Genomic DNA, 25,828 nt, shown 5'->3' on the forward strand with positions numbered 1-25,828 from the left:
ATTTACAAAGAATATATGAGGTTATTTGTGTGAAAACTTAAATATAGCCAATGATTTCCTTTCTATTTACCCGTTGTGATGTACGGTATTTTTTACAAAAGCTTTCTATTTAAGAAATTTTTGTGGGCAAAAAACGCTTGCACATTAAATTAGCGGTGGGCTTGTTTCAATAAAGGAAGGGCGCTCTGCTATTTGATTATAAAAATGGAGGAGGTTGGGATAGTTCGCGTGCCAGCCTTGCTTGGGTAGGCGAAAGTCTAGATAGGCGAGGGTGCAGCCTAAGGCTATATCGGCCAAAGAAAATTGCTCGCTACCCCACCATTTTTTCTCATCCAGCTCTGCCGCAATCGAGGCTAGGCCGCGCTCTATTTTGGCTTGCTGATGGGCCACCCATTCCTGTGATTGCTGTTGTGCTGGTCTTAGGCTTTCTTGCCGGATTAACACCGCTGCGTCACTAATGCCATCGGCTAATGCTTCGCGGCGTTTCACATTAATGGCTTGTCTTTGCTCATTGGGGATGAGCTTGCCAACAGGGGTGCTGTGATCTAAGAAATCAACAATCACCCGTGAATCATAAAGCGTTCTACCGTCGTCCACCATCAGGATGGGCACTTTGCCTAGCGGGTTAAGCTCGGGGATATTGCTGCCTGCAGCACTAGGATTGTCTTCAATAATCTGATATTCGATGCATTTTTCAGCTAGAACGATGCGTACCTTACGGCCGAAAGGGCTGGTATATGAGGTGATCAGTTTCATGCAGTCTGAGTGGTAATGGGTTAGAGCTTGATCTTAGCCGTTTGTCTGCGCTGAAACTAGATTTGTTGTTTGAATACAACGAGTTTGTTGGGCGGGTAAGCCAACCCGCCCAGAGTCGCTTTTTAAGAAGCAGCCATAATGGCTTCTACTTCAGCTGCGGTACGGGCGATGTGCGGCCCAAGAATGTGGCTGCCGGTTTCAGTAATCAGTACGTTATCTTCGATGCGAATGCCGCCAAAGTCTTGGTATTCTTCAAATTTAGCATAGTTGATCATATCGCTATGGCGGCCTTCGGCTTTCCAGGTGGCGATCAGCGCGGGGATAAAGTAAATGCCCGGCTCTACCGTAATCACCATGCCTGCTTTCAGCTGTTTGCCAAGTCGTAAGTAGCCCATGCCAAACAGTTTGCTGCGCTCTACGCCCTCACCGTAGCCAACTAGGTTTTCGCCCAAGCTTTCCATATCGTGCACGTCCAGCCCAATCTGGTGGCCAAGGCCGTGCGGGAAAGCGATGGCGTAGGCGCCGGATTCCACGATGTCATCCACATTGCCATTAAAAAAGCCTAGCTTGCTCATGCTTTCAACCATAACTTTTGCGGCAAGTTTATGTGCGGCGAGATACGGCAGGCCAGGCTTGAGCGCGGCAATTGCCTTGGTTTGCATCGCCAGCACCGTGTCGTACAACTCGCGCTGGCGTGGGCTGAATTTGCCCCCACTGGAATGGTGCGGGTGATATCGCTGGCGTAACCACCGCTAGATGTTGCGCCGGTATCGTTCAGTACCAGATCACCTTTTTGCAGTTTTTGATGGTGGTGATGGTTATGCAGCACTTCGCCATTTCTGGAGAAGATACTTGGGTAGGCAAGCTGCAAATCATGGCTGCGTACAATGCCTTCCATCAAGCCAACCACTTGGTGCTCAAGCACATTGGCTTGTGAGGCACGCATCGCCGCGTGATGTACATCGCGGGTAATGGCCAGCACGGTTTCCATTTCTTTGATTTCATCGGCTGATTTAATTTCGCGTTGAGCGATGACTTGTTGGGCGAGAGCGGTAGAAAACGCCGCTTTAACTGCCGCGCTGCTACAGCTCAGTAAGTTTGCTAATTCAAGAATTGTTTCTCCGCGATAAGGGGCAAGGTATTGCACTTGAATGCCTGCCGCTTGGGCGGTTGCCAGGCGCTGTTTTAATTGAGCATAAGGCTGGCTTTGTGTAATGCCTGCAGCGGTTGCGCGCTCGCTTAATGAAGGCTGTGGGCCGGTCCAAACGATATCAGCTACTTCGGCCTCATTGCCAAATAAGGTAACACTGTCATTTGCCGTATCAATCAGCCCAGCAAGGCCTGGCTCGTTCAGGCCAAAGTAATAGCGGAAATTACTGTCTTGGATAAACGGAAAAATATTATCCGTGTAATTCATCGGCGAATCGACGTTACCAAGCAGCAAAATCAGGCTGTCCGGCAAGCTAGTAGCAAGGGTATCACGACGCTGGCGGTAGATTTCTGGGGCAAACATAGTGTTCTCCATAACAAGTTAGGACGTATCTTAACTGATGTTACGCAGGCCTTTAGGTGGAATGCGCTCTGCAGCTGATTGAGAAAATCCTAACCCATTGATTTTTCATAATGGGTGCGTAACATCAGATCTTAATAGAAATCGTGTTTTATTTAGTGTTGAAAACCCAAATTTTGAAGTGCTGATCTGTACTTAATGACAAGGGCTTACGTTAGTTGGCGGTACCTTGCTCTACAGAGAATAAAGAGCTTCATAGAGCCTCTTTTTACTGTTGCAAAGCTTTAAATTTAAAGCTTTGCAGCGATAATCCTCACTCAACTTTCTGTCTTTTGAAGTTTGTTTTTCCGTAAGTCGAAGTCGTTCCTAGCTATGCGGATATTGCTCTGTGGTTCAAGCTTTGGAAAGGGGGATTAGAACGACTAGCGCATTACCTGCTGCCAATCCTGCTCAAAGTAATGTACCAATTTTTGGTTGTTGAGACGATTAGCTTCTACCGGCCATGGCTTCATATCGGCTGGGAAGGTGAACATCAGTCTGGTGACTTCTCCATCCAAAAAGCGCATTGGTTCGGTGTATTGGGTGGGCGGGGTGTAGTGGCCTTTTTTGTCGGCCAGAATAAAGCCCCACTCACCAAAAGACGGCACGTAGGCGTGGTAGGGGTAGGTGTGAAAGCCTGCTTCTTTTAGCGTGGCATCAATGCACCAGAAGGAGCGAGGGGCAAAATAGGGCGAGGTGGATTGGACCACTAAAAGGCCGTTTTCGCTGAGATGACGCGCCATGAGGCGATAGATAGGCACCGAATAGAGTTTGCCAAGCCCAAAATTGGATGGGTCGGGAAAATCCACAATGATGGCATCAAATTGCTCGGTATTTTGTTCCAGCCATTGGCCCGCATCGGCATTAATAATATGCACTTTAGGGTTGATAAACGCGCCTTGGTTTAGTTTGACTAGTGGCTCTGAATGGCTAAATAGATCGGTCATTGCGGGGTCTAAATCCACTAAGGTAATCTGCTGGATATTCTTGTGCTTGAGCACTTCTCGAGCCGCTAGCCCATCGCCTCCCCCAGAATCAGCACGCGCTTGGCCCATGGCAGTTTCTCTAATGTGGGGTGAACCAAGGCCTCGTGATAGCGGTGCTCGTCACGGCTGGAAAACTGCAGATTACCGTTGATATGCAGGCGTAAATCATCTTTCCATTTGGTGACCACTAAGCGCTGGTAAGGCGTGGTTTGGGCATGAATAATTTCGTCCCCAAACAGGCCGCGCTCAGACCACTGGGTCAGGCGATCCGCGTAGCAAAAGCCCCCTATCAATAGCACTAGCACGATGGCCGCACGGGTTTGCTTGGCACGGTGCGCTTTAATTTCATGCTGAAAAGTATGCGTTGCCCAAAGGGCCACCGCGGCATTGAGTAAGCCAAATAGCAGGGCGGTGCGGGCCATGCCCAGCTTCGGTGCAAGCACTAAGGGGAATAATAAGGAAACGACCAGCGCTCCTAGATAATCAAAAGTCAGTACTCGACTAACGATTTCGGCAAAGTCTGGCTTATCCTCCCCTTGCCGATTTAATATCCGCATCACTAGCGGAATCTCCATCCCTACCAGTACACCAATTAAAAATACCAGCACATAAAGTACGGTGCGAAACGGCGTGCCCATCCAAGCAAATACTAAAAACAGTAGCGTAGCCGATAGCCCCCAAGTAAGCCTACCAATAACTCAATATCAATAAAGCAGGCGAGGGTATCCTCTTCTTTTACGTACTTAGATAGATGCGATCCCACCCCCATCGCAAACAAATAGCAGCCTATGATGGAGGAGAATTGTAATATTGAATCGCCCAGCAAATAGCTAGCCAATGCCCCTGCGATTAATTCATAAGCGAGGCCGCATGAGGCGACGATAAAGACTGATAAAATTAAAATACGCTGCTGTAATGTTTGGCTTGGGATGGGTTTCATTTAGAATGGGCTAACCTTTCGTAGGTGTTACATTTGCTGATATTGTACTTCATGTGAAAGGCAGGCTGGTTTTAAGTAAAGGGCGAGGCATCAGTGCCCCTACAGATATTATTTTTAAAGGATGATTAAATGCTGACGGCCTTAATTCATTATCTGATCTATATGCTCAGTGGCCTTGGGCTATTGACGCTATTTGTACTGGTGTATACCAAGGTTACACCTTATGACGAATTTGCATTGATTCGCCAGGGATGCTTATCCGCCGCTTTATCTTTGGGCGGCGCGCTGCTAGGGTTTTCGCTAACGCTGGCCGCCAGCGTGATGCACAACGCTAGCTTTGATATGTTTATTTTCTGGGCCTTTTGCGCGATGGTAGTGCAAATTATTGCGCATCTATTTTTATCTAAACTATTACCGAATATGAATCAGAATTTAATTGAAAACAATGTCGCAATGGGGGCCTTAATGGGCGCTTTATCGTTGGCCATTGGTTTGATTAATGCGGGTTGTTTGTCCTGATCTGCCATGCTCATTGTTAAACCACAGAGAATGGCAGTTTTAAATCGGGGATACTCCACGATTTAAAGCATTGCTTATAAGGTAAGGGCTTGGGTATTTCATCATTAGATGAAGCTTTACATTTTTCACAAAATATTTTGCATGATTGCTCTGTGAAACGCTGTGGTTCAAAGTTTTGCAATCGTTATAAAATTACTTATTTGTTTAATGTGCTAATCCTAGGAGCGCATCATGGGTCTCGGTTCTTTTATTAAGAAGCAGTTTATCGATGTTTTGCAGTGGAATGAAGATCAAGACGGTGTGCTGGCTTGGCGCTTTCCGATGCAAGATTTTGAAATTCAAAATGGCGGCAGCCTTACTGTGCGCGATTCGCAGCTGGCTTTGTTTGTTAACGAAGGCCAAATTGCAGATCAATTTGCGCCAGGCTTGCATAAGCTGGTTACACAGAATATGCCTCTGCTGACCAACTTAAAAAACTGGGACAAGCTGTTTGATTCGCCGTTTAAATCAGACGTGTATTTCTTTAGCACTCGCACTCAGCTAGGCCGTAAATGGGGCACGCCTCAGCCCATTACCATTCGGGATAACGATTTTGGCATGGTGCGCTTGCGTGCTTTTGGCGTGTTTTCTTACAAATTGGTCGATCCTGTACTGTTTTTTAAGGAAATCAGCGGCACGCGTGAGCAATACACCCGTGATGAAGTAGAGCTACAACTGCGCAATCTTGTGGTCTCCACCATGAGCAGCGCAATTGGCGGCTCTGGTGTGCCATTTTTAGATATGGCGGGCAATCAGGGCTTGATGGGCGAGAAAATCAAAGAAGCCTTAATCCCTGTGTTTGGTAAATACGGTCTTGAGTTAGATAATTTTGCCGTTGAAAACATCTCCCTACCCGAAGAGCTGCAAAAAGCCATCGATACCCGTATCTCGATGGGCATGATGGGCGATCTGGGTAAATACACCCAGTATCAGGTGGCGCAAAGCATTCCGCTGGCGGCGCAAAACGAGGGCGGGCTAGCAGGAATCGGTGCGGGCCTTGCTGCGGGCGTTGGTGTTGGGCAGGTGATGGCAGATGCGATGAAAAGCAGTATTAATCCAGCCGCCGCACCCGTAGTTGCTCCTGCCGTGGCACCTATTGCAGCCTCTGCTGCAGATAATCCTCAGGCCAAGCTGGCATCGTTGAAAGGCTTGCTTGATCAAGGATTAATATCTCAGGCGGATTACGACACAGCTAAGGCTGAAGTGATTAAAAAACTGGTGGGTTAAAAAAACCGTAGCCCCAGAGTGCGGGTAGAACACTGAGGACATACACAGGGTTTAGTTTTTCTTTGTGAAACTCAGTGTTCTCGGTGGTGCAGGATTTTAGTTTTAAGTTTGTTGAAATTTTTTTAATCATCAGGTTCCATTTATGTACACAGCTGCCTGCCCAAGTTGTGGGGCGCCCGTTTCATTTCGTTCTGCCGCATCGGTGATGGCGGTATGCGAGTATTGCCAGAGCACTTTGCTTAGAAACGCGGATGAGATCAAAGACATCGGCAAAATGTCGAGCGCTTTGGAAGACTATTCGCGGATTCAGATTGGCACCAGCGGGCAATATCAGGGCCAAGGCTTTAATGTAGTGGGGCGGATTCAGCTGCGTTACGACGCAGGCTTTTGGAACGAGTGGTATCTGTTCTTTGATGACGGCAGTGCGGCTTGGCTGGCTGACGCTTCTGGCCAATATATGCTGACCAAGAGCTTAGGCGCGGCGGTGGATGCGCCAGCCTTTGCCAATATCCAGCCAGACATGGCGTATTTATATGATAAGCGTAGCTATGCTTTTTCTGATGTACGCACGGCGCAGTGCGTGTCTGGTGCGGGGGAGCTGCCATTTACCGTTGGCAAGGGCTATGTGGCCAAGGTGGTGGATGCTCGGCATGCTGCGCGTTTTATTACACTTGATTACTCGCAGGGCGCACCTGAGCTATTTGTGGGCGAGGCCGTCAATCTTGCTGATTTAAAGTGTCAGCTATTGCGCAGTGACGATCAAATTACAGAAAGCGCGGGGCGGCTGGCTGGCAAAAACAATGTACTTGATTGCCCAAGCTGCGCTAGCCCGTTGAAATATATTGCAGGGATGGCGATGCAGCTGGTTTGCCCCGCCTGCCATATGGAAGTGGATTGCGCCGGTGATAAAGCGATTGCTATCGGAAAGGCGAGGCAGCTAGAGGCGTTTCATAGCACTTTGCAGCTGGGCGACACCGCTACCATTGAGAATAAAAAATGGCTGTTGATCGGTCTGATGCGCTGCAGTGAAGAGGGCGAGGTAGATGGCGACTGGACCGAATACCTGCTCTATCACGCCAGCCTTGGCTTTATGTGGTTGGTAGAAAGCCAGCAAGGCTGGGATCAGATTGAGGTGTTAAACCAATGGCCAGAGATGCACAATGCCGCGCAGGCCATGCTCAATGGCAAAAAGTATCGCAAGTTATTCGATTACAACGCCCACGTCACTTATGCTGCTGGCGCTTTTAACTGGCGGGTGCATGTGGGGGATAAAACCGCGTTCACTGATTACGATCTAAATGGCGTGCGCTTATCTAAAGAGCGTAGCCCTAGTGAAGTCACGTGGTCTAGGGCCAAGCGAATCAGTAGCGAGCTAGTAGGGCAATGGTTTGCTAAGCCTATCGCGTCTTTTGCCAGCGGAGATGCCAGCCCCAGCTCAATTAAAAGTTTAGCCATTATGTTTACTGCGCTGTTAATGGTGATTAATTTACCTCTGCTGATATTTAATGGTTTTGGTGGAATTTGGTTATTGTTTTTTGCCTTGGTTTTGGTTTGGTTACCTGCTCGCTAGGGTCAGTTGACGTTTCATTCGCCATTGTGCTGAGCCGGAAAACGGCCAGGCACAAGGCATGTGACGAAGGCAATAACGGGTTATTGTCGAGGAGCATAACTCAGTGAATGGCCATTTTCTCCTTGTTCAGCCCCAAAAATGAGCCAAACGCAGCCGTGAATGAAACGTCAACAGACCCTAGGCCGTGCCTCTATATTTTTAAATATTTGGAGTTGTGAATTGAAACCTAGCTTTTATAAAGCATATTGCCTCGTGATTATCGGCATTTGTACGCTCATAAATGTCACCTCTGGTAGCAGTGGCAGTGGCTCTTCATCGAGGGGCTGGACTAGCGGTAGCAGTGGGAGTAGTAATTGGGGCGGCGGCGGCGGCGGACATAAATGAGCGTCCCAAAAACACCCGCTGTGGTCACAATATAAGGGACTAGCGTATAAAAATTATCTTTTTACATATTAAATACATGCCGAATAGGTATTTTAAATCGCACTTTGTCTTGTTTAGAAGTATGGGTTTTTTGAGGTTTTTATGAGTTTAGGACGTCATATTCTTGCTGATTTATCCGGGATCGAGCCGGTTCTACTGGCAGATCCAGTCAAAATTGAGCAGATATTAAGAAGCGGCGCAGAGGCGGGTAATGCCACCGTGCTGGCTGGACACTTTCACCATTTTGGCCTTGAGTTAGGAGTAACCGGCGTATTACTGTTGATGGAGTCACATTTATCGATTCATACTTGGCCCGAGCATGGCTATGCCGCAGTGGATATCTTTATGTGCGGTGAGGCTGAGGCCGATGCGGCATTAATTTCTCTGATCGCCGCGCTTTCCCCAGCATGGCAAAAAATCAATAAACATGAGCGCAGCTCGTCGTCTGTGGTTTAAGTTTCCCGTATTGAGCAAATTAGCTTTATAGATAAACAATTTGGGCTGCGCATCAGGCGGAGTGAGGTATGTTCAAATTAAAACTAATCTGGCTATGCGGATTATTTAGCGGGCATACGTTTGCTGAAGCGCCATTGCGTATTGCCGTACAAGAGCGAAATACACCTAAGTTTATTTTTTATGGTGAGTTGCAACGTATTTCTCATTCTTACGAGAATAATTTCTAAGCGTGAGCTCGAGGCGAGTGAGGCGGCTGACACGTTTCTCTTGCGACTGATTCAGATTAAGTTTTTTTCATACCAAGGCTTACTGCGGTTCACTACTTTGACCACCAAGAGCATGACCGGCACTTCAATCAATACTCCCACCACGGTGGCTAATGCTGCGCCAGAATGAAAGCCAAATAAACTAATTGCTGCCGCCACTGCCAGCTCAAAAAAGTTAGATGCGCCGATGAGTGCCGATGGGCAGGCGATATTGTGTTTTTCGCCTAGCGCTCGATTTAGCCAGTAGGCCAGCCCTGAATTAAACAGTACTTGAATCAGGATCGGCACGGCTAATAAGGCGATGACCAGTGGCTGCTCAATAATGGCTTTGCCCTGAAAAGCAAACAGTAAAACCAGCGTGGCTAATAGCGCGCTAATCGACCAAGGGCCAATTTTAGTCATGGCTGTATCAAAGGCGGCGGGGCCTTGTGCCAGTAAAGATTTGCGCAATAGCTGGGCGATCATAACAGGCGCGACGATATACAAAACCACCGAGGTAATGAGCGTGGCCCAAGGCACAATAATTGCCGATATACCTAGCAAAAACGCGACTAGTGGCGCAAATGCCACTACCATAATGCTGTCGTTTAAGGCGACTTGGCTTAGCGTAAACAGCGGGTCGCCATGCGTTAGTTTGCTCCAGACAAATACCATGGCTGTGCATGGCGCGGCGGCCAGCAAGATTAATCCGGCGATATAGCTATCGATTTGCTCAGCGGGCAGGTAAGGGGCAAACAGCACACGGATAAACAACCACGCTAAAAACGCCATCGAAAAAGGCTTTACCAGCCAGTTTACAAACAGCGTGACTCCAATTCCTTTGACGTGTTTACGCACCTCGCTCAGTGCCGAAAAATCGACCTTAATCAGCATCGGGATAATCATAATCCAGATCAGCATGCCTACAGGTAGGTTGACGTTAGAGAGCTCCATTGCGCCAATGGCCTGAAAAATGCTGGGTAAAAATTGCCCCAAAGCAATTCCCGCAATAATGCACAAAAAGACCCAGATCGTAAGATAGCGCTCAAAAACGCTCATCTCAGTTGTTTTACTGGTGTTTTCTAACACGATACATCCTTCTGGATTGAGCAAGAGACAGACGGATCAAAGCACTGCTCTGGATGGCCTTCGCAGCATTCTGCGCTTAGAAACGAGATTAGCTCCTGCATCAGGGGCAGGTTTGCTCGATAGCGCATATAGCGCCCTTCCTGCTCCACTGTAATCAGCTTGGCTTGCGCCAGTGCTTTTAGGTGAAAAGACGTATTAGTAGCGGGCAGCCCCAAAGCCGCCGCGATATCCCCTGCCACCATGCCCTTATCGCCCTGCTTAACCAGCAGGCGATACGCGTCTAGCCGTACACCGGAAGAGAGCGATTCAAAAATGGTAGTTGCGATTATTTTTTCCATATTTCAACTATACAATAATATTTGAAATATTGCATTGATGTGTTTAGTATGACGTTGAACTTCTTAAGGGCAAAATAATGGCGATTAAAGTAGGCATTAATGGTTTTGGCCGAATGGGGCGTTTGACCTTACGTGCAGCTTGGGGCTGGCCAGAGCTTGAGTTTGTGCAGATTAACGATCCGGCTGGTGACGCTGCCACGCTGGCGCATTTGCTCAACTTTGATTCTGTACATGGGCGTTTTGCTCATGAAGCTATAAGCGATGGTGATGATATTGTGATTGGTGGGCAGCAGATTAAAACCATCCGCAACAGCGCCATTGCAGATACCGACTGGTCGGGCTGCGATGTGGTGATAGAGGCCTCGGGCAAAATGCGGAGTACCGCTCTGCTGCAAGCCTATTTAGACCAAGGTGTAAAACGCGTCGTGGTGACTGCGCCAATCAAAGAAGCTGGGGTGTTGAATATAGTAATGGGGGTTAATGATCATTTATACGATCCGAGCATTCACCGCATTGTGACCGCTGCCAGCTGCACCACCAATTGCCTTGCCCCAGTGGTGAAAGTGATTCATGAGCAGCTGGGTATTCGCCACGGCAGCATGACAACAATCCATGATTTAACCAATACCCAGACTATTATCGATGCACCACATAAAGACCTGCGCCGCGCTCGCTCTTGCGGCACCAGCCTGATTCCGACTTCAACAGGCTCGGCGGCCGCTATTACCGAGATTTTCCCTGAGCTGAAAGGCCGCCTTAATGGCCACGCAGTACGCGTGCCATTGACCAATGCATCGCTCACTGATTGTGTTTTTGAGCTGGAACGCGCAACGACAGCTGAAGAGGTGAATAGCCTGCTGAAAGTAGCGTCCCAAACTTATCTGAAAGATATTCTGGGCTATGAAGAGCGCCCACTGGTATCGGTAGATTACCGAGGAGACGCTCGCTCATCCATTATCGATGCGCTCTCTACTATGGTGATTAACGGCACGCAGCTTAAGCTCTACGCTTGGTATGACAATGAATGGGGCTATGTAAACCGCACCGCAGAGCTGGTGAAAAAAGTGGGGCTTATAGAGGGGGGGGGGCTAAGCGGTTGGTGCTGGGTGTAACCCGCTATGATGTTCTGCTTTTGGTATGTTTATTTTTGAAGGGGAACCACTGCATGGATCTCACTTTCTCGCTTCGGCGTGCTTGAATGGGCTTTAAAACCCTAAGCCATGAGTCGCGATAAAACTTAGATTATTTGGTTTGAAAATGGCTGAAAACCAAGTGAACGGCTGAGTTCAACATCTGTATTTATCTGTGAAACTCTGTGCCCTTTGTGTTCTCTGTAGGGCCAGATTTGGGTTTATATTTTGTAAGATCAATTATTTATACGGAACACGATGCTCTCCCCACAAATCCGCCAATATCTCATCATTACCGGTAATTACTGGGCGTTTACCCTAGCGGACGGGGCGCTCAGGATGTTGGTGGTGCTGCATTTCCATCAGTTGGGGTTTTCGCCGCTGAGTCTTGCTATGCTGTTTTTGTTTTATGAGATTTTTGGTGTGATCACTAATTTGGTTGGCGGTTGGGTGGGCGCGCGGGTTGGTCTGAATAAAACCATGAATATTGGCCTAGCGTTGCAAGTACTGGCTTTACTTGCGCTTACCGTCCCAGTAGGCATGTTGACGGTGGCTTGGGTGATGGCGGCGCAAGCGCTATCAGGTATCGCCAAAGATTTAAATAAAATGAGTGCTAAAAGCAGTATTAAAGCACTGTTGCCTAAAGGCGCGGAAGGGCGGCTCTATCAGTGGGTGGCGCTGTTAACTGGCTCTAAAAATGCTTTAAAAGGCGTAGGATTCTTTTTGGGTGGCGCTTTGCTATCTGCATTGGGGTTTACTGGGGCGATCTGGCTGCTGGCCTCAGTATTGTGCTTGGTTTGGCTGGCTAGCATGTTCTCTTTAAAAGAAGATCTAGGTAAGGCAAAAAACAAGCCTAAATTTGCGGATGTTTTTTCTAAAAGTAGGCCGGTGAAGGTGCTATCGCTGGCGCGGTTGTTTTTGTTTGGTGCTCGCGATGTCTGGTTTGTGGTGGCTCTGCCGGTGTATATGGCTACTCAACTGGGTTGGAGCGATTGGCGTATCGGGGCGTTTTTTGCTGCTTGGGTCATTGCATACGGCATCGTGCAATCCTTCGCTCCCCTTGTGACTGGTAAGCATCCCGACGGTAGATCGGCACTGTACTGGGCCCTGGCGCTGGCCATCATTCCCGCCGTGATCAGCTTGAGCTTATCGGTGCAAGCTGTATTGCTGTTGGGGCTGGCGGTGTTTGGCGTGCTGTTTGCGATTAATTCATCATTGCACAGCTATTTAATCGTTAGCTACGCCAAGGAAGACGGCGCATCGCTGGATGTTGGCTTTTACTATATGGCCAATGCGGTAGGGCGGTTGATAGGCACGGTTTTATCAGGCTGGATCTACCAAATCGCAGGCCTTGCCGCTTGCTTGTGGATATCGGCAGTCTTTGTGGCTATAGCGGCGTTGATATCACTGGCCTTGCCTATTTTCGTAGCGAAAGCGCAAAAAATGTAGGGTGGACACGTTTTTGTGCCCACGCGTGGCGGCTCTGCGCGTGAGCATAAAAAGCATGGCTACCACTGGCAGCCTGTATCCCTAACCGTATCGTGCAATAACATGGGAATCGCCAATAATCCCATTTGGCTGTATGCGTTTTTGCAATCGCCGCGCACTGCTTTATCCAGCTCTTTTGCCAGTACGGTGCGATGCTCTTCTGGTGGCGGGGCAAGGTTTGGTATGGTTTTTTTGCTATTAAAAAAACCTTTGGGCAGTGCGGCTACGGCACTGGCGGGGCTACTTAAGGCGCTGTCTAGATTGCCAATGATGGTTTCTGTGGCTGAATTAGGTTGGGGCAGGGGCGTATTAGTGGATGTGTTTAGGCTTGATTGCTGCGTTATTGTGCTGTGGCTTGAAGCAACGGGTTTGGGGCTTGAGGTTTTCAGCGCAGGTGGTTCTGGTGCTGCTGTGGGTGCAATGGGGCGAGTGAGAATTTTTAATAGCGTGACCTCCACACTGGGAGTATCAACCGGGCTGAAGCGCGGAGCGGGATAATAAAGCGTAAATAAGCCTAGATGCAGCAGCAGGGCGAGTAAAAAGCTAAAAAGGCGAATCGGTATTTTCATCAGCAGGCAGCGCATAAGAAAAGCAGATTTTGCCAGCTGCCTAATAGAAGTAAATCTATTTTTATGTAAATCATTGTCATTGCATTGTCAGGATGCTTAGGCAGGGAGGCGGTGTATCTAGCCCCTAGGGAACGGGCGCGTGAGGGTGGAGCAAGCTAAATCAGCCGTGGCGGCATGATTTATTAAATCTACCCACGTAGCTTTGCGGGTAGCCATGGTGCGGCCGAAGATGGAGCGGGATTATTGAGAGCAAATAGGCTGATTGCGCTTCTAAAATATCCTTATTTACTCGTTTTGACTCGGCGCTTTTCGTAACGCCGTTAGCGCTTCATTAAATTGCAGCAAAAATACTTTTGATTGTGGCTGATTTTTTTTTACCATTAGCTTTAAGGTTACTTTTTCCATAATGCCGCCACAGGCTACAGGCGTTTTTTTTAGCCCAGGAACCTGGGAAATGGCTTTACTGCCTTGTATTTGATCGGTAAGAATAAAATCGGCTTTGTCTTCTGAGATAAGCCGGATGCAAGAGCTCATATCGTAGGGGCGGATCATCTGAAATAATCCCTTATTAACCATTAACTCGATCTCTTTTAAATAGGCCCAGCCCAAAGGGTGGCAGTAGCGTTTACCTTGTAAGCTACTGAGTTGGGTTCCGTCCAGCTGGCTGCCAGGCAGGGCAAACACTTTTATTTCAAGGGTAAACAGAGGATCTGAAAACTCGAATAATTTCAGCCGTTCAGGGCTGCTGATATAGGGAAAAGTGGCTAAATACTCCCCTTTTAGGGTTGATTGATAGCCATTAGCCCAAGGCCGCCAGTCTAATTGATAAGGGAGTTTTGCCTGATTCATGACCTGTTTAACGAGGCTAACGGCCAGCCCACCATCTGGGCTTGATGCGTCAGTAAAGGGCGGGTAATCGGGCCCCGTCACCAGTTTAACCGGCTGGGCGAGCGCCAGCCCGCTTAGGCAACTCAGTAAAGCCAACCATTTTGGCATGATGTACTCCACCTAGGGTCTGTTGACGTTTTATTCACGGCTGCGTGCAGCCCCAAAAAGGGGCTAAACCCGAAGGGCTGAGCCGGAAAATGGCCATTCACTGCGTGATGTTCCTCGACAATAACCCGTTATTGCCTTCGTCACATGCCTGTGCTTAGCAGCCTGTCGGACTTAAGACTGATCTACTACGGAAAAGCCGGATTCGGCCAGATTTCACGCATTTTCTCGTTGAATAGCCAGCTATTCGCCTCAAAAACCCGCGAAATCTGTCTCAAACCGGTCTTTCCCTCGCTACGATCGCTTAAGTCCGATAGGCTGCTAGCCGTTTTCTGGCTCAGCGCAATGGCGAATGAAACGTCAACAGACCCTAGAGCAAATGCGTGCATTTATCTTAGCTAAAGGGAGTAGATTTTGTGCGGCTAATCAAAGCCACGAATATGATCGCCGCGCAAAACCGGTAGCTGCCAGCGCAATCGTATTGCTAACAGCCTAAAGCTAACGCCGGTAATCAAGGCGATAAGCGAGGCAAGGCCAGCGTCTAAGTAGCAGCAAAAAATATAAAAACGATTAGCAGGGCGTTTTGATGTCTTGGTAAACAATTAATACGGCGTACTGGATATTTTAAAGCGCAAAGGTGTTATGGATAAAGTCAGAGAGCGTGAACTAGCAATACAAGCTATTCCTCGCTTTATGGCTTTTTCTAAAAAGAAAAAACGGGTTATTTTGCGGGATAGATTTGATGTGGTTTTATTGGCTATGAAAAAAGATGGAACATATAAAAAGGGATTGAAACACATGAAGGTAAAGAATAATAGATGCTGTTGATAGTTAAAAATGGGGAGACAAGTCTCCCCATTTTTATCTAAAGACTTAATTAATACCGATAATGCGCTGGCTTATAAGGCCCTTGCTTAGGTACATCAATATAGGCCGATTGCTCATCGGTAAGCACAGTTAAAGCCGCGCCAATTTTACTAAGGTGTAGACGGGCAACCATTTCATCGAGGTGCTTAGGCAGCACGTAGACGCCAATCGGGTATTGCTCAGTTTTGGTAAATAGCTCGATTTGCGCTAGCACTTGATTGGTGAATGAGTTGGACATCACAAAGCTTGGGTGGCCGGTGGCGCAGCCTAAATTCACCAAGCGGCCTTCGGCTAACAAGATAATGCGTTTGCCATCTGGGAAAATAATATGATCGACTTGCGGCTTCACGTTTTCCCATTCGTACTGCCTTAAGGACGCTACCTGAATCTCGCTATCGAAGTGGCCGATATTGCAGACGATAGCGTTATTGCGCATCTTGAGCATATGCTCATGGGTAATTACGCCGACATTGCCGGTGGTGGTCACAAAGATATCCGCCTGATTGCAGATGCTATCCATGGTCACCACGCGGTAGCCTTCCATGGCCGCTTGCAGCGCGCAAATCGGGTCGATCTCGGTGACGTAAACCACGGCACCTAGTCCACGTAAGCTTTGGGCGCAGCCCTTGCCGACATCGCCGTAGCCCAACACCACGGCGGCCTTACCGGCGATCATCACATCGGTGGCGCGTTTAATCCCATCCACTAAGGATTCACGGCAGCCGTAAAGGTTATCGAATTTAGATTTGGTTACCGCGTCGTTTACATTAATGGCGGGGAAGGATAAGCGGCCTTCGCTGTGCATCTTGTATAAGCGATGCACGCCGGTGGTGGTTTCTTCGGTTACACCTTTGATATGTTTTAGGCGAGTGGAATACCACGTTGGGTCTTTGGCGAGTTTTGCTTTAATCGAGGCAAATAGGACAATTTCTTCCTCGTTGGCAGGGGCAGAAATCACCGCTAAATCGGTTTCAGCCAGCGCACCAAGGTGTAGCAAGGTAGTGGCATCGCCACCATCATCCAAAATCATATTGGCGTATTGATGGTTGGAGAAATCAAAAATACGATGGGTGAAATCCCAGTATTCTTCGAGCGTTTCGCCCTTATGGGCAAACACCGCTGTGCCTGCGGCGGCAATCGCTGCGGCGGCGTGATCTTGGGTAGAGAAAATATTGCACGATACCCAACGCACCTCTGCCCCGAGCGCTTGTAGGGCTTCGATCAGTACGGCAGTTTGGATAGTCATATGGATGGAGCCCGCAATACGCGCTCCTTTGAGCGGCTGCGCGGCTGCATATTCGGTACGTACCGACATCAGGCCTGGCATTTCAGTTTCTGCAATACGGATCTCTTTACGCCCCCAATCGGCTAAGGACAGATCGGCGACTTTAAAATCAGCTTTTGCTAAATCAAGATGAGCCACAGTGTTATTCCTATCTGTAGCCGAGCATGGCACCACCTGTGCGCATGCAGTGCTCGGCGCGGTTTATCAGGAGAACGCAGTTAGCCTAGGGTCGAATTCGAGCCTAGCTCTTAGCGGAACAGGGCTTAGAGTTGCAGCGCTCCTCGAATACGCTTTCAGTATAGTCTGAAGAGTCTTATTTTTGTCTGATTGCGAACTAGGTTTGGCTTACATGCAACAGTAATTGCGGTGAGGCATTAGTCAGATTGTTTGGGGCTAAACCCGAAGGGCTGAGCCGGAAAATGGCCATTCCCTGCGTGATGCTCCTCGACAATAACCCGTTATTACCTTCGTCACATACCTTGTGACTGGCCGTTTTTCGGCTCAGCGCAATGGCGAATGAAACGTCAACAGACCCTAAGCCTGTGCTTTAATATGAGCTGGTTTAAATTGAATGTGATTAATTGTGCATTTGTTTTGCTGAACATATGGCTAACATCGGTTACAAAGTTAAGTTTTCAATGTGATAAATTCATTCACTATATTCAATCAGCATTATGTAACCGAGGCCGTTGCCCGAATGAAATGTGTAAAAGCCATTTGCGTTATCACTGCTTTGCTTTTAAGCGGCTGCGGATCCATGCGCAGTTACCAGGCTGAATCGCAAGGGGTGATTGATCTTGCCAAGGCGGGCAAGCCAGATAACGCTCTGGCGGTATTGGAAGCCAATAATAGCGATAAAGATCTGCTGTACTACTTAGAAAAAGGCCAGCTGTTACAGCTTAAAAATGATCTGCCTGCCAGCACAAACGCGTGGTTAAAGGCCGATGCAAAAATTCATGATTGGGAAGAGCTCGTTAAGTACTCCCCAGATAAATTACTAGGAGACGTAGGCAGTTTTTTAATTAACGATAAAACCCGTCGTTACGATGGCTACGATTATGAAAAAGTGCTGCTATCCACCCTTTTAGCTGTTAACCATGCGGCGGCAGGTGACTGGAATAATGCCCGAGTAGAGATCAAAAAAACCCATGAACGTGAAGCGATTATTGCGGAGTATCGCGCGCGTATTTATGAAAAAGATGAAGAAGAAGCGAGGGGTAAGGGGGTAAAAACCACCTTTAAAGATTTAAAAGGTTACCCCGTAGAAACGCTAGATGATCCAGAAGTTTTGGCTTTAAAAAATAGTTATCAAAATGCCTTTAGCCATTATTTAGCCGCCTTTGTTTATGAGGCTTTAGGTGAAAAAAGCCTAGCCGCGCCTGGCTATCGTAAAGCGATAGAGTTGCGCCCTAATAGTAAGGTCTTAGAAGAAGGCCTGCTGCAGCTGGATAGCAAAGCGTCTAAGCGTGGCATGACCGATGTGCTGTTGGTGCTGAGCTCTGGCTTAGCGCCCGCCCGCAAATCGATCACTGTACCACTGCCGATTTATCGCACGGGCTTTACGGCGGTGTCGTTTCCGGTGATTCGGGCGGATAACGGTTTTGCTCCGGCGCAATTAAAACTCGATGGCCGTAGCTTGGGGGTGAGCACGATTACCAGCGTGGATGCAATGAGCCGCCGCGCTTTACGCGATGAAATGCCTGGCATTATTTTGCGCACCACGGTGCGCGCGGTGAGCCGAGCTGCGGCTCAAAAACAATTCAGTGATCGGGATAATAATGCGAGCGCTATTGCGGGTTTGATCCTTGGCTTGGTTACCGTGGTAACAGAACAGGCTGACGAGCGCACTTGGAGCACCTTACCCGCACAAATTGCCATCGTGCGGGTGTCTTTACCGGCTGGAATGCACAAACTATTAGTGCCCACTGCTCAGGGACAAGAGGCTTTTGAATTAAAAGTAGCGGGGGCGTATCAAATCGTGCCGATTCGGGTGATGGGTAATCAGGTTTATTTTGGGCAATCGGCCAATAGGTAGGGGATAACACGATTTAGCCCACTAACAATACAAAATACACAAATAAAAGGCCATACGTTTATTGGTATTTGTGCGTGATCTTGGTGAGGTTTGTGGGCGTTGTATTTGCTGCTAGATATCCGTTAAATCCGTTTAATAAAGGAATCATTATGAAAAAGTATCTTGCCCGTGGCGTGTTATTGGCCGCTGTATTGGGATGCTCTACGCTAGTACAGGCCGCTCCTCTTTCCATTGCGGATAAAGTGGAGCAGTTGGGCGAAATGAAGTATCTAAAGCTCAATGGTGGACAAATGTTGCAACGCAATGGCTTATTGGCGGTGCAGTTAGAAATACAGAACCAAGATAAGGGTGATCAGCAGCTTTATTATCGCTTTCGCTGGCTAGATAACGCAGGCTTTACCGTAGGCGCAGAAGAGGGCTGGAAGCCGATGAAATTTATTGGCTTGCAAAAGCAAACTATTCATTCAATTGCCCCCGTTACAGAGGCGGTTGATTTTAGAATGGAAGTAAATAGCCCTGAAAACACCGGCGCTCCAGCGGCTAAATGAGCCCCACATCACAAAGGAATAATGCAATGAAAACGACGAAACAATGTGCCAAAATCAGTGCTGTGCTTGCAGCTATCTTACTGATAGGGGGCTGCGCCTCCAATTCAACGCCTACGGTTGGTGGTGGCGATGTGGTGTATGGCGATAGCAAGGCCGTAGAAACGGTAAGTAATGAATTTGGTTCTACCGATTTACAAATGATTGCCGAAACGATGGCACGCTCTTTAATGCAACATCCATCAATGGCTAGCCGCCCATTTATTGTGGTATCTGAAGTTAAAAATAAAACGTCTGAATATATTGATACCCGCAATATTACCAATAGCATGAAAACGCAGCTGATGAAATCTGGTGTTAAGTTTGTAACCGATAGCAGCACGATGGATGCACAGGTTGAAGAATTAAAGAAACAAAACGAAACAGGGCTCTATAAAAATAAAGCTAAGCTTGGCCAAATGAAGGGCGCTAAGTATTTGCTAACAGGTGAAATTACTTCAATTGTGAAAAAGAATTCTAATACCAAAGACGTATTTTATAAATTCACCCTTATTCTGAAAAATATCGAAGAAGGTGTGGATGAGTGGCAGGACGAAAAAGAGATTCGTAAAACGTCTAAGCGTTAAGAGATATCGCTGTTAGGTAGGGGCGCAGCAAGCAGCGCCCCTACAAGTATATGGTGTGGAGTAAAAAAAAGCCCAACATCCCTTATAGGATTGTTGGGCTTTTTGGTGCTCAAAATTACACTACGTTTTCCTCATGCTTTTTACTCTTCTTCGGATTTCTTTTGTGGGGTAATTCGCGTGACTAGCAGCTGGTCAATACGGAAATTATCAATATCGACCACTTCAAATTTGTAATCGCCAAAAATCAACAGCTCGGCTTTTTTAGGAATGCGTTTGAGCATATACATCATAAAGCCCGCGATGGTTTCGTAGTTTTCCTCGTCTTTTAATTCATCAATATCTAAAGCTTTTTTTACGTCTTCAATCGGTGTTACGCCATCGACTAACCATGAGCTTTCGTCCCGACGAACAATTTGATCGGCACCAGGATCTACCATGCTGCCCATTAATTGAATGGTGACATCATTGAGTGTGATAATTCCAACCACCAATGCATATTCATTCAAAATAACGGCAAAGTCTTCACGCGCTTCTTTAAATTGCTCTAGGACTTCAGATAAGGAAAGCGTATCAGGAATCGTCAGCAATTTGCGATTGCCACATTGCTTTAAGCCTTCCAGTAGATTGATTTCGCCGCCTTTAAGCACTAATTGCAATATATCTTTGGCATCAATATAGGCAAATACGCTATCGATGCTATTTTCACAAAGTAAAAATTTAGAATGGGGATCGGCCAGCATTCTGGCGCGGATATTTTCTTCCGTATCCGTTAGTGAAAAGAAAATCACGCTTTCACGTGCAGTCATCACCGAGGTGACGGTGCGGGTTTCTAATTCAAATACATTTTCAATTAGATTATGTTCTTTACGCCTTACCGTGCCGGCCATTGCGCCAGCATCCGCCATTGCCACAATATCATCGGTGGTGATTTCATCGCGGCGCACAGCGGGCAACTGAAAGACATTAAAAATGATGTTGGCAATACCATCAAAAATAAATACCAGCGGACGTAATAAAAAGATACAAAATAAAATAGGTGCAACCACTTTTACTGCAGTGGCTTCTGGTACGGCCATACCAATTCTTTTAGGGATTAAATCGGCGAATTGAATAAATAAGCTGGTAACCAGCGTAAAAGACATTAAAAAGCCTAAGGTATGGGAAAGCTCGATGGATACCCCCAGCTGAATGAGGAGTGCTTTAAAAACCGGAGTAAACGTGGGCTCGCCAAAAATACCGCCCAAAATAGCTACGGCATTCACACCAACTTGTATCACGGTAAAGAAATCCCCTGGGCGCTCTTGCAAGGCGAGCACTAGATCGGCGCGCTTATCGCCTTCTTCGCTCATTTGCTGCAACTTGTGTTTACGCGATGCAGCCAGAGCAATTTCTGAAACAGAAAAAAAGGCACTAATTAAAATAAGAATAAGAATAAGGAATAAACCGTTCATCATGATATTGAATCTCCTTGCGCTAGCTTAGCAGCTCGGCAGCCCCACCATAAAGCTTCTTCGAAGATTGATAAGCCTGACAGGTCTGAATGAGCAAATAAAACCTTGCCGTTTTGTACACGTAAGGCTGCTAGCCCCTGATTACTTAAAAAACCCGGCGAGGGCGTTGCCATAGCGTGGCCACGCAGGGTGATCTCTACACTCTTGATAGATTGCCGCCAGCGCCAGCCGTAAACATGGCGTAAATCACTGGCGGCTAATTCGTAAAGCTCATCGCTGCTGGCGTGTTGTAGCCATTGTCTTGCTGCCTTGGGTGTAAGGTCTGATAGAGCGTGGTAGGCTGTAAATACCGTTTGGGCAGGTTTTGCCGCGCGGATCAGCTGATGGCTAGCCACGACATAACCCAGCCCCTTGCCTTGATACAGCACATTATCCCATGCCAGCGCTTCGGTGCTAGATTCTGCCGGAAAGCCATCGAGTAAAAAGTTGCTAATTAACCAAGGCGCGTGCTCTGGCATATGCTCAGGCAAAAAGCCATACGGGGCTAAGGGCAGCAGTTTTTGCGTGACGTGCAGTGGCATCGCCATAATGACCTTTTTGGCCTTGATGCGCTGTGTTTGCCCAGTTTTAGTATTAAAGATAAGCGCTTCTACGCCATCTTTGGTTTCGCTTACGTGGTAAGCCATGCCTGATTGACGTTGGCCAGCGGGGATTTTTTCCGCCATATATTTAATCAGTGGATATAGGCCATTGGGCCAAGTTAGTACGGCACCATTGCTGGCATTGGCGGCGTGGCCGTTGCGGCTGGCAAAGTAATGCAGCCCCGCCCATGCCGAGGTGTGGGCTAAATCGCTGCCGTAATCGTCGCGGCAGCAGTAGTTCAGATACCATAGCAGGCTGGGGGCGGTGTATTGCTCGGCGGCCAGCCAGTCTGCAAAGCTTTGGCTATCTAGTGCCCGCCATTTTTTGTCTAGGCTGGATAAAACCAAGGGTACGGCAAATAGGCGTTTTCCATCTGAACCTAGGCTGGTTTTTAGTTGCTCAGTAAGGGCAAAAAAGCGTTCGGTTTGCTGGGCTTCAGCGCTGGAAATGCCATGCTGCGGTACCACGCCGTCTTGCCATTGGCCGTTGATATACAACCTGTCTTCGGGGGAGTGCACCAGTACGGCTTCATTAAAATGCGGGCTATCGCTCAGAGCGCCATGCTCAATCACGCCCATTTCGGCAAGTAGCTCGCGCACATGGCTAGATTCTTTGGATGGCAGCGGTAAATAGTGCGCACCGCGTGGATAGGGCTGCCCACCAAGTTGGCCTTCTGCAGCATTACCACCAAACTCTGGCCCTTCAATGAGCAGAAACTCTGTGCTACTTTTAGCCAGTTGCCACGCAGCTCCCAACCCTGCTACGCCGCTGCCCAAAATCAATACGTGAGTGCTGATTTCTGCACTAGGGGCAGGAAAGTCTGGCTGGCGCAAACGATGCCCCTCTGCCATCCCCGGCATATACACCTGAATGGGCAAGCCCCAGCGTGTAAAGCGAGAAAAATCCGGCACACGGCCACAGGCCACAAGGGCGCTGCTGGCGGCAAGGGCAAGGAAGCGACGGCGGGAGATTGGAGTCATTTTCTTGGGCAGAGAAGGGAAAAGGCTTGGATCTTTTCCCCTCGCCGTTTGCGGGAGAGGGGAAGGGAGAGAAGGCTAGCCCTCATCCGGCATAATGCTTTCGGCGTAATCAAACAGCGTAGCCAGTAACTCTGCTTGGCTGTCGTCGATATGATCTGAAAGCTCATCAATTTTGTCGCCAAATGCTTCTAGCGTGCGTGCGCTGCCAGCGCCATCAAAGAGCTTTGCTGCACGGTGCTGCTCCCAGCGGCGTAGCTCTGCGGGGGAGAGGCTCTGGGGGAAGTTTCTGGCGCGGTAGCGGAACAAGACTTCTTCGAGGCGGCTATCTTCAAAGCTCACCGGTTCACGGGCTAGCTCTTCGCCACTGAAATGGCGTAGCTTGGCCAACAAGCGCTTATCGTTATTGCCAACAAAGCCACCGTATAAGTCTTCATCCACATCGCTTTTGACGTGTTCGCTGCTAAAGACTTGTTGCCAGATGGCGGCCATATCAGGTGCAGTTTCAGCTATTTTTGCATGTGCCAGCGCTTGTTCTACATCGATATTCCAGTGTGTGGCTCGATCGCTGCTTAACGTTTTTAGATTGCCAATCACGATGGGTGATTTATTAATATGAATACTTTTTACTGGCAGGCGGGTGACGCCTTCAGGCAGATCCGCGCTTTTGCTGAACATGCGCTGGCGTATGGTGTCGGCGTCTAGGGTAAATAGCTCGGTTGGATCGAAGGCTAAATCCCAGACGATGACTTCATTTTTATTGCTAGGGTGCATGGCCAGCGGCCAGACGATGGCAATGCAGCCGCGATCGGCTGGAAACATGCCGCTGATATGTAAAAATGGCCGAGCGTTCGGTAGGCCAATTTGCTCCATTACTTTGTCTTTTTTGCGCAGCGAGAAGCAAAAATCGAAGAGTTTAGGCTGGCTTTGCTTAATCAACCTTGCCAGCGCAATGGTGGCCCGCACATCGGATAAGGCATCGTGTGCGGCTTCATGGCTAATGCCATTAGCTTTGGTTAAGTGTTCTAGTTTGAAAGAAGGGCGGCCATCTTCATGGGTTGGCCAGTTCACTCCTTCGGGGCGCAGGGCATAGCAAGTGCGCACTACATCGAGCAAATCCCAGCGCGAGCAATCGTTTTGCCATTCGCGTGAGTAAGGCTCAATCAGATTACGCCAGAACATAAAGCGGGTGACTTCATCGTCAAAACGGATGCTGTTATAGCCTAGGCCTACGGTACTTGGGGCGGCAAGCTCGGCCTCAATACGTGCGGCAAATTCAAACTCATCCACGCCGTTTTCTAAGCAGTGCTGTGGGGTAATCCCCGTGAGTAGGCAGGATTCAGGATCGGGCAGATAGTCGGGAGCGGGCTTGCAATATTGCATCAGCGGCGCACCGATCTCGTTTAGCTCGGCATCGGTACGGATACCGGCAAATTGGCTGGGCCGATCACGGCGCGGGTTAATGCCAAATGTTTCGTAATCGTGCCAGTAAAAGGTATGCATATCTTATATCGCCTCAAATAATCGCTGGCTGATTATAAGGTCTTAAACATGAGGGTGGGCACGTTTTTGTGCCCGCGCGCGCCATATACCCATTGAAAACTCGTCGGCATAAGTGCCCGTTATTATTGTTTCCTTGGGCTAAGGCTGCGAAACGGGGCCGCTAGTGGGTCGCCAATAAATACCCCCTGCGCTGGCCACTCCACACTCTTCCAATAAGCCTCTACCGCAGTCGCCCCTGCCAAGTAGTGATAGAGCAGAACAACTGGATTGGGAAATTTTTGCGGGTAAGAATAAGGCTCGCTCACCGTGCCATAGCTGGCAGTCGCACCGGCTTCTAGCCATTTTAAGCTGCTCATTTGGCTGCTATCGGTAAGCATGCCACCAAAAGAAGTTAAATGATCGGCCAGTGCACCAGGCACAAAGCGCAGTGTTTCTAATTTATCAACCTTAGTGAGCCCCGTTTGATAAATCAGCACGTCTTTTTTATGGCTGATGGCATCGCTATTTAAGCTTTCAATCTTAATTGGCGGGCGGGCTACGGTTTGCGTTGGAGGGAAGAGCGGCGCTCGCACGCTGCGTGTTTTGTCGCTGGTGGTTAAATAATAAGCGGTGCCTGCTGGGAAACTGCCCCAAGCTTCTACGCCGCGATCAATTAATTTTTTAGCTTCCGCCAGATTATTGGCTGCCAGCATCATGCTGGGGCGCAAGTCTAAATCGCTGAAGGGCTGGGTGCTGGCATGGTTAAAGTATGGCGAGGCAGGAGTCGGCTTACCTGTGCTCTGACAAATGCCCTCTTTATAGCCCAGCGTAAAGGCATAAGTGATACTCAGGCAATTCACCCGATAGGGCTTGGCCCATGCCAGTGCCAGCGCCTGAATATGAGCGGGTAGTGCCGTATCCAGCTCCGCTTTGGCCTTTGCCAACTCACCTTCGCTAATCCAACTACGGTCTGTGGGCAGGCTAATTTGAAAAATCTGCTCAGGCTTTAAACCATGTTTTTCTGCGTAATAACGAGCAATTTCAGCAGAGAGCGGATCATTACGATTCACCACCACCGCCAACTGGCTGGCATTGAGTTGATAAAAAGGCGGCTTAGGCGGTGCGGCCCAGAGTGATGCAGAAATAAATAGAGAGATAAGGCCAAGCTTCACGAGTCGTGCTCTGGATACGAGAATGGCAGCATCGTATGGCAAGTGCATGCGCATTGCCAACGCTAATTGGGCTGCTGTGCAAACAAGCAAGTCTACCGTCATCCGCGAATGCTTCCACCGTCATCCCCGAATGCTTCTATCGGGGATCCAGAATCGCTAGCAGCCTGTCGGACTTAGACGCTCGAAGCGAAAAATCGTATGGTCGAGACCAGATTTTGCCGAGTTTGCAGCGCCAATAACGAGTTGTTGGTCAAAAATATGGTGAAATATAGCCCGATCAGGTGATTTTGCAGCTGACTGATGCTAAGCCCGACAGGCTGCTAGATTTCGACCTGCGCGGAATGACGAATGTCTTCGCTTTTGTTGATCGTGCAAGTTGCCTTGCTAGGGGGAAGGAGGCACACTGCCCAGCTAAATCTGCAACTCAGG

General features: G+C 48.4%; 23 protein-coding genes, 1 pseudogene and 1 riboswitch. Of the genes and pseudogenes, 11 read left to right on the forward strand and 13 right to left on the reverse strand.

Translation table 11 applies throughout. The features are described 5' to 3' along the window. Positions 1 to 144: 144 nt before the first annotated feature. The 4 genes and pseudogenes from C1H71_RS10815 to C1H71_RS10825 form a co-directional block, all read right to left on the reverse strand. Complete coding sequence (locus C1H71_RS10815) at positions 145 to 756, reverse strand: glutathione S-transferase (protein WP_130106561.1); 612 nt, start codon at positions 754 to 756, stop codon at positions 145 to 147. 122 nt (positions 757 to 878) lie between these two features. Further along, complete coding sequence (locus C1H71_RS21445) at positions 879 to 1,418, reverse strand: M24 family metallopeptidase (protein ID WP_262488271.1); 540 nt, start codon at positions 1,416 to 1,418, stop codon at positions 879 to 881. Then, positions 1,328 to 2,269 (reverse strand): aminopeptidase P family protein, encoded by a 942-nt coding sequence (locus C1H71_RS10820; protein WP_262488272.1) that lies wholly within the window; start codon positions 2,267 to 2,269, stop codon positions 1,328 to 1,330. Before C1H71_RS10820 ends, C1H71_RS21445 begins: the two co-directional genes overlap by 91 nt. A gap of 419 nt (positions 2,270 to 2,688) precedes the next feature. Next, positions 2,689 to 4,231: pseudogene (locus tag C1H71_RS10825) on the reverse strand (polyamine aminopropyltransferase). A gap of 129 nt (positions 4,232 to 4,360) precedes the next feature. Here C1H71_RS10825 and C1H71_RS10830 point away from each other — a divergent pair. From C1H71_RS10830 to C1H71_RS20665, 5 genes are all read left to right on the forward strand, one after another. After that, complete coding sequence (locus C1H71_RS10830; protein ID WP_130106562.1) at positions 4,361 to 4,750, forward strand: DUF350 domain-containing protein; 390 nt, start codon at positions 4,361 to 4,363, stop codon at positions 4,748 to 4,750. A 231-nt stretch (positions 4,751 to 4,981) separates the two neighbouring features. Beyond that, entirely contained in the window at positions 4,982 to 6,016 is a 1,035-nt protein-coding gene (locus C1H71_RS10835; protein WP_130106563.1) for an SPFH domain-containing protein, read from the forward strand. Positions 6,017 to 6,158: 142 nt separating this feature from the next. After that, entirely contained in the window at positions 6,159 to 7,586 is a 1,428-nt protein-coding gene (locus tag C1H71_RS10840; protein ID WP_130106564.1) for a DUF4178 domain-containing protein, read from the forward strand. A gap of 525 nt (positions 7,587 to 8,111) precedes the next feature. Beyond that, positions 8,112 to 8,465: an adenosylmethionine decarboxylase gene (gene speD, locus C1H71_RS10850; protein ID WP_130106566.1), complete on the forward strand. Its 354-nt coding sequence runs from the start codon at positions 8,112 to 8,114 to the stop codon at positions 8,463 to 8,465. 68 nt (positions 8,466 to 8,533) lie between these two features. After that, the gene (locus tag C1H71_RS20665; protein WP_188053204.1) at positions 8,534 to 8,692 is read left to right on the forward strand and encodes a hypothetical protein; all 159 of its coding nucleotides are present in this window, start codon (positions 8,534 to 8,536) and stop codon (positions 8,690 to 8,692) included. 51 nt (positions 8,693 to 8,743) lie between these two features. Here the strand turns inward: C1H71_RS20665 and arsB are convergent, their stop codons facing one another. Beyond that, complete coding sequence (gene arsB, locus C1H71_RS10855; protein WP_445351638.1) at positions 8,744 to 9,799, reverse strand: ACR3 family arsenite efflux transporter; 1,056 nt, start codon at positions 9,797 to 9,799, stop codon at positions 8,744 to 8,746. Further along, entirely contained in the window at positions 9,793 to 10,137 is a 345-nt protein-coding gene (locus C1H71_RS10860) for an ArsR/SmtB family transcription factor (protein WP_130106567.1), read from the reverse strand. Before C1H71_RS10860 ends, arsB begins: the two co-directional genes overlap by 7 nt. A gap of 77 nt (positions 10,138 to 10,214) precedes the next feature. Here C1H71_RS10860 and C1H71_RS10865 point away from each other — a divergent pair, with 77 nt between their 5' ends. Together C1H71_RS10865 and arsJ are read left to right on the forward strand one after the other, a co-directional pair. Next, positions 10,215 to 11,249, forward strand: a complete 1,035-nt coding sequence (locus C1H71_RS10865) for an ArsJ-associated glyceraldehyde-3-phosphate dehydrogenase (protein WP_130106568.1) — start codon at positions 10,215 to 10,217, stop codon at positions 11,247 to 11,249. A gap of 276 nt (positions 11,250 to 11,525) precedes the next feature. Beyond that, entirely contained in the window at positions 11,526 to 12,716 is a 1,191-nt protein-coding gene (gene arsJ / locus C1H71_RS10870) for an organoarsenical effux MFS transporter ArsJ (protein ID WP_130106569.1), read from the forward strand. 59 nt (positions 12,717 to 12,775) lie between these two features. Here arsJ and C1H71_RS10875 read toward each other — a convergent pair whose 3' ends face one another. Then, on the reverse strand, positions 12,776 to 13,324 hold the full coding sequence (locus tag C1H71_RS10875) for a hypothetical protein (RefSeq protein WP_130106570.1): 549 nt from the start codon (positions 13,322 to 13,324) through the stop codon (positions 12,776 to 12,778). Between the two features lie 285 nt (positions 13,325 to 13,609). Continuing rightward, positions 13,610 to 14,320 carry a substrate-binding periplasmic protein gene (locus C1H71_RS10880; RefSeq protein WP_130106571.1) on the reverse strand — a complete coding sequence of 237 codons (711 nt, stop codon included), beginning with the start codon at positions 14,318 to 14,320 and terminating at the stop codon, positions 13,610 to 13,612. Positions 14,321 to 14,959: 639 nt separating this feature from the next. On the opposite strand from C1H71_RS10880, the gene C1H71_RS10885 reads away from it, so the two are divergent. Further along, entirely contained in the window at positions 14,960 to 15,145 is a 186-nt protein-coding gene (locus C1H71_RS10885; protein ID WP_130106572.1) for a hypothetical protein, read from the forward strand. 49 nt (positions 15,146 to 15,194) lie between these two features. Here C1H71_RS10885 and ahcY read toward each other — a convergent pair whose 3' ends face one another. Beyond that, positions 15,195 to 16,607 carry an adenosylhomocysteinase gene (ahcY, locus tag C1H71_RS10890; RefSeq protein WP_130106573.1) on the reverse strand — a complete coding sequence of 471 codons (1,413 nt, stop codon included), beginning with the start codon at positions 16,605 to 16,607 and terminating at the stop codon, positions 15,195 to 15,197. A 65-nt stretch (positions 16,608 to 16,672) separates the two neighbouring features. After that, positions 16,673 to 16,758: riboswitch (S-adenosyl-L-homocysteine riboswitch) on the reverse strand. A 468-nt stretch (positions 16,759 to 17,226) separates the two neighbouring features. Between ahcY and C1H71_RS10895 the strand changes: the two genes are divergently transcribed. The 3 genes from C1H71_RS10895 to lpoB all read left to right on the forward strand — a co-directional run bounded on the left by C1H71_RS10895 (position 17,227) and on the right by lpoB (position 19,675). Further along, positions 17,227 to 18,504, forward strand: a complete 1,278-nt coding sequence (locus tag C1H71_RS10895) for a COG3014 family protein (RefSeq protein WP_223145844.1) — start codon at positions 17,227 to 17,229, stop codon at positions 18,502 to 18,504. Positions 18,505 to 18,653: 149 nt separating this feature from the next. After that, complete coding sequence (locus C1H71_RS10900) at positions 18,654 to 19,052, forward strand: YcfL family protein (protein WP_130106575.1); 399 nt, start codon at positions 18,654 to 18,656, stop codon at positions 19,050 to 19,052. A gap of 26 nt (positions 19,053 to 19,078) precedes the next feature. Continuing rightward, positions 19,079 to 19,675, forward strand: a complete 597-nt coding sequence (gene lpoB, locus C1H71_RS10905) for a penicillin-binding protein activator LpoB (RefSeq protein ID WP_130106576.1) — start codon at positions 19,079 to 19,081, stop codon at positions 19,673 to 19,675. Between the two features lie 140 nt (positions 19,676 to 19,815). Here lpoB and C1H71_RS10910 read toward each other — a convergent pair whose 3' ends face one another. From C1H71_RS10910 to C1H71_RS10925, 4 genes are all read right to left on the reverse strand, one after another. Beyond that, a complete protein-coding gene (locus C1H71_RS10910; RefSeq protein ID WP_130106577.1) occupies positions 19,816 to 21,129 on the reverse strand; it encodes a hemolysin family protein in 1,314 nt (437 codons plus the stop codon). Beyond that, a complete protein-coding gene (locus C1H71_RS10915; RefSeq protein ID WP_223145845.1) occupies positions 21,126 to 22,748 on the reverse strand; it encodes an FAD-dependent oxidoreductase in 1,623 nt (540 codons plus the stop codon). The genes C1H71_RS10910 and C1H71_RS10915 overlap by 4 nt, the downstream gene beginning before the upstream one ends. Before the next feature lie 75 nt (positions 22,749 to 22,823). After that, the gene (gene sbcB, locus C1H71_RS10920; RefSeq protein ID WP_130106578.1) at positions 22,824 to 24,248 is read right to left on the reverse strand and encodes an exodeoxyribonuclease I; all 1,425 of its coding nucleotides are present in this window, start codon (positions 24,246 to 24,248) and stop codon (positions 22,824 to 22,826) included. A gap of 122 nt (positions 24,249 to 24,370) precedes the next feature. Next, positions 24,371 to 25,447 carry a TIGR03790 family protein gene (locus tag C1H71_RS10925; protein ID WP_188053206.1) on the reverse strand — a complete coding sequence of 359 codons (1,077 nt, stop codon included), beginning with the start codon at positions 25,445 to 25,447 and terminating at the stop codon, positions 24,371 to 24,373. Between the last annotated feature and the right edge of the window lie 381 nt (positions 25,448 to 25,828).

The sequence above is a fragment of the Iodobacter fluviatilis genome (assembly GCF_004194535.1).
Taxonomy (GTDB): Bacteria; Pseudomonadota; Gammaproteobacteria; order Burkholderiales; family Chitinibacteraceae; genus Iodobacter; species Iodobacter fluviatilis_A.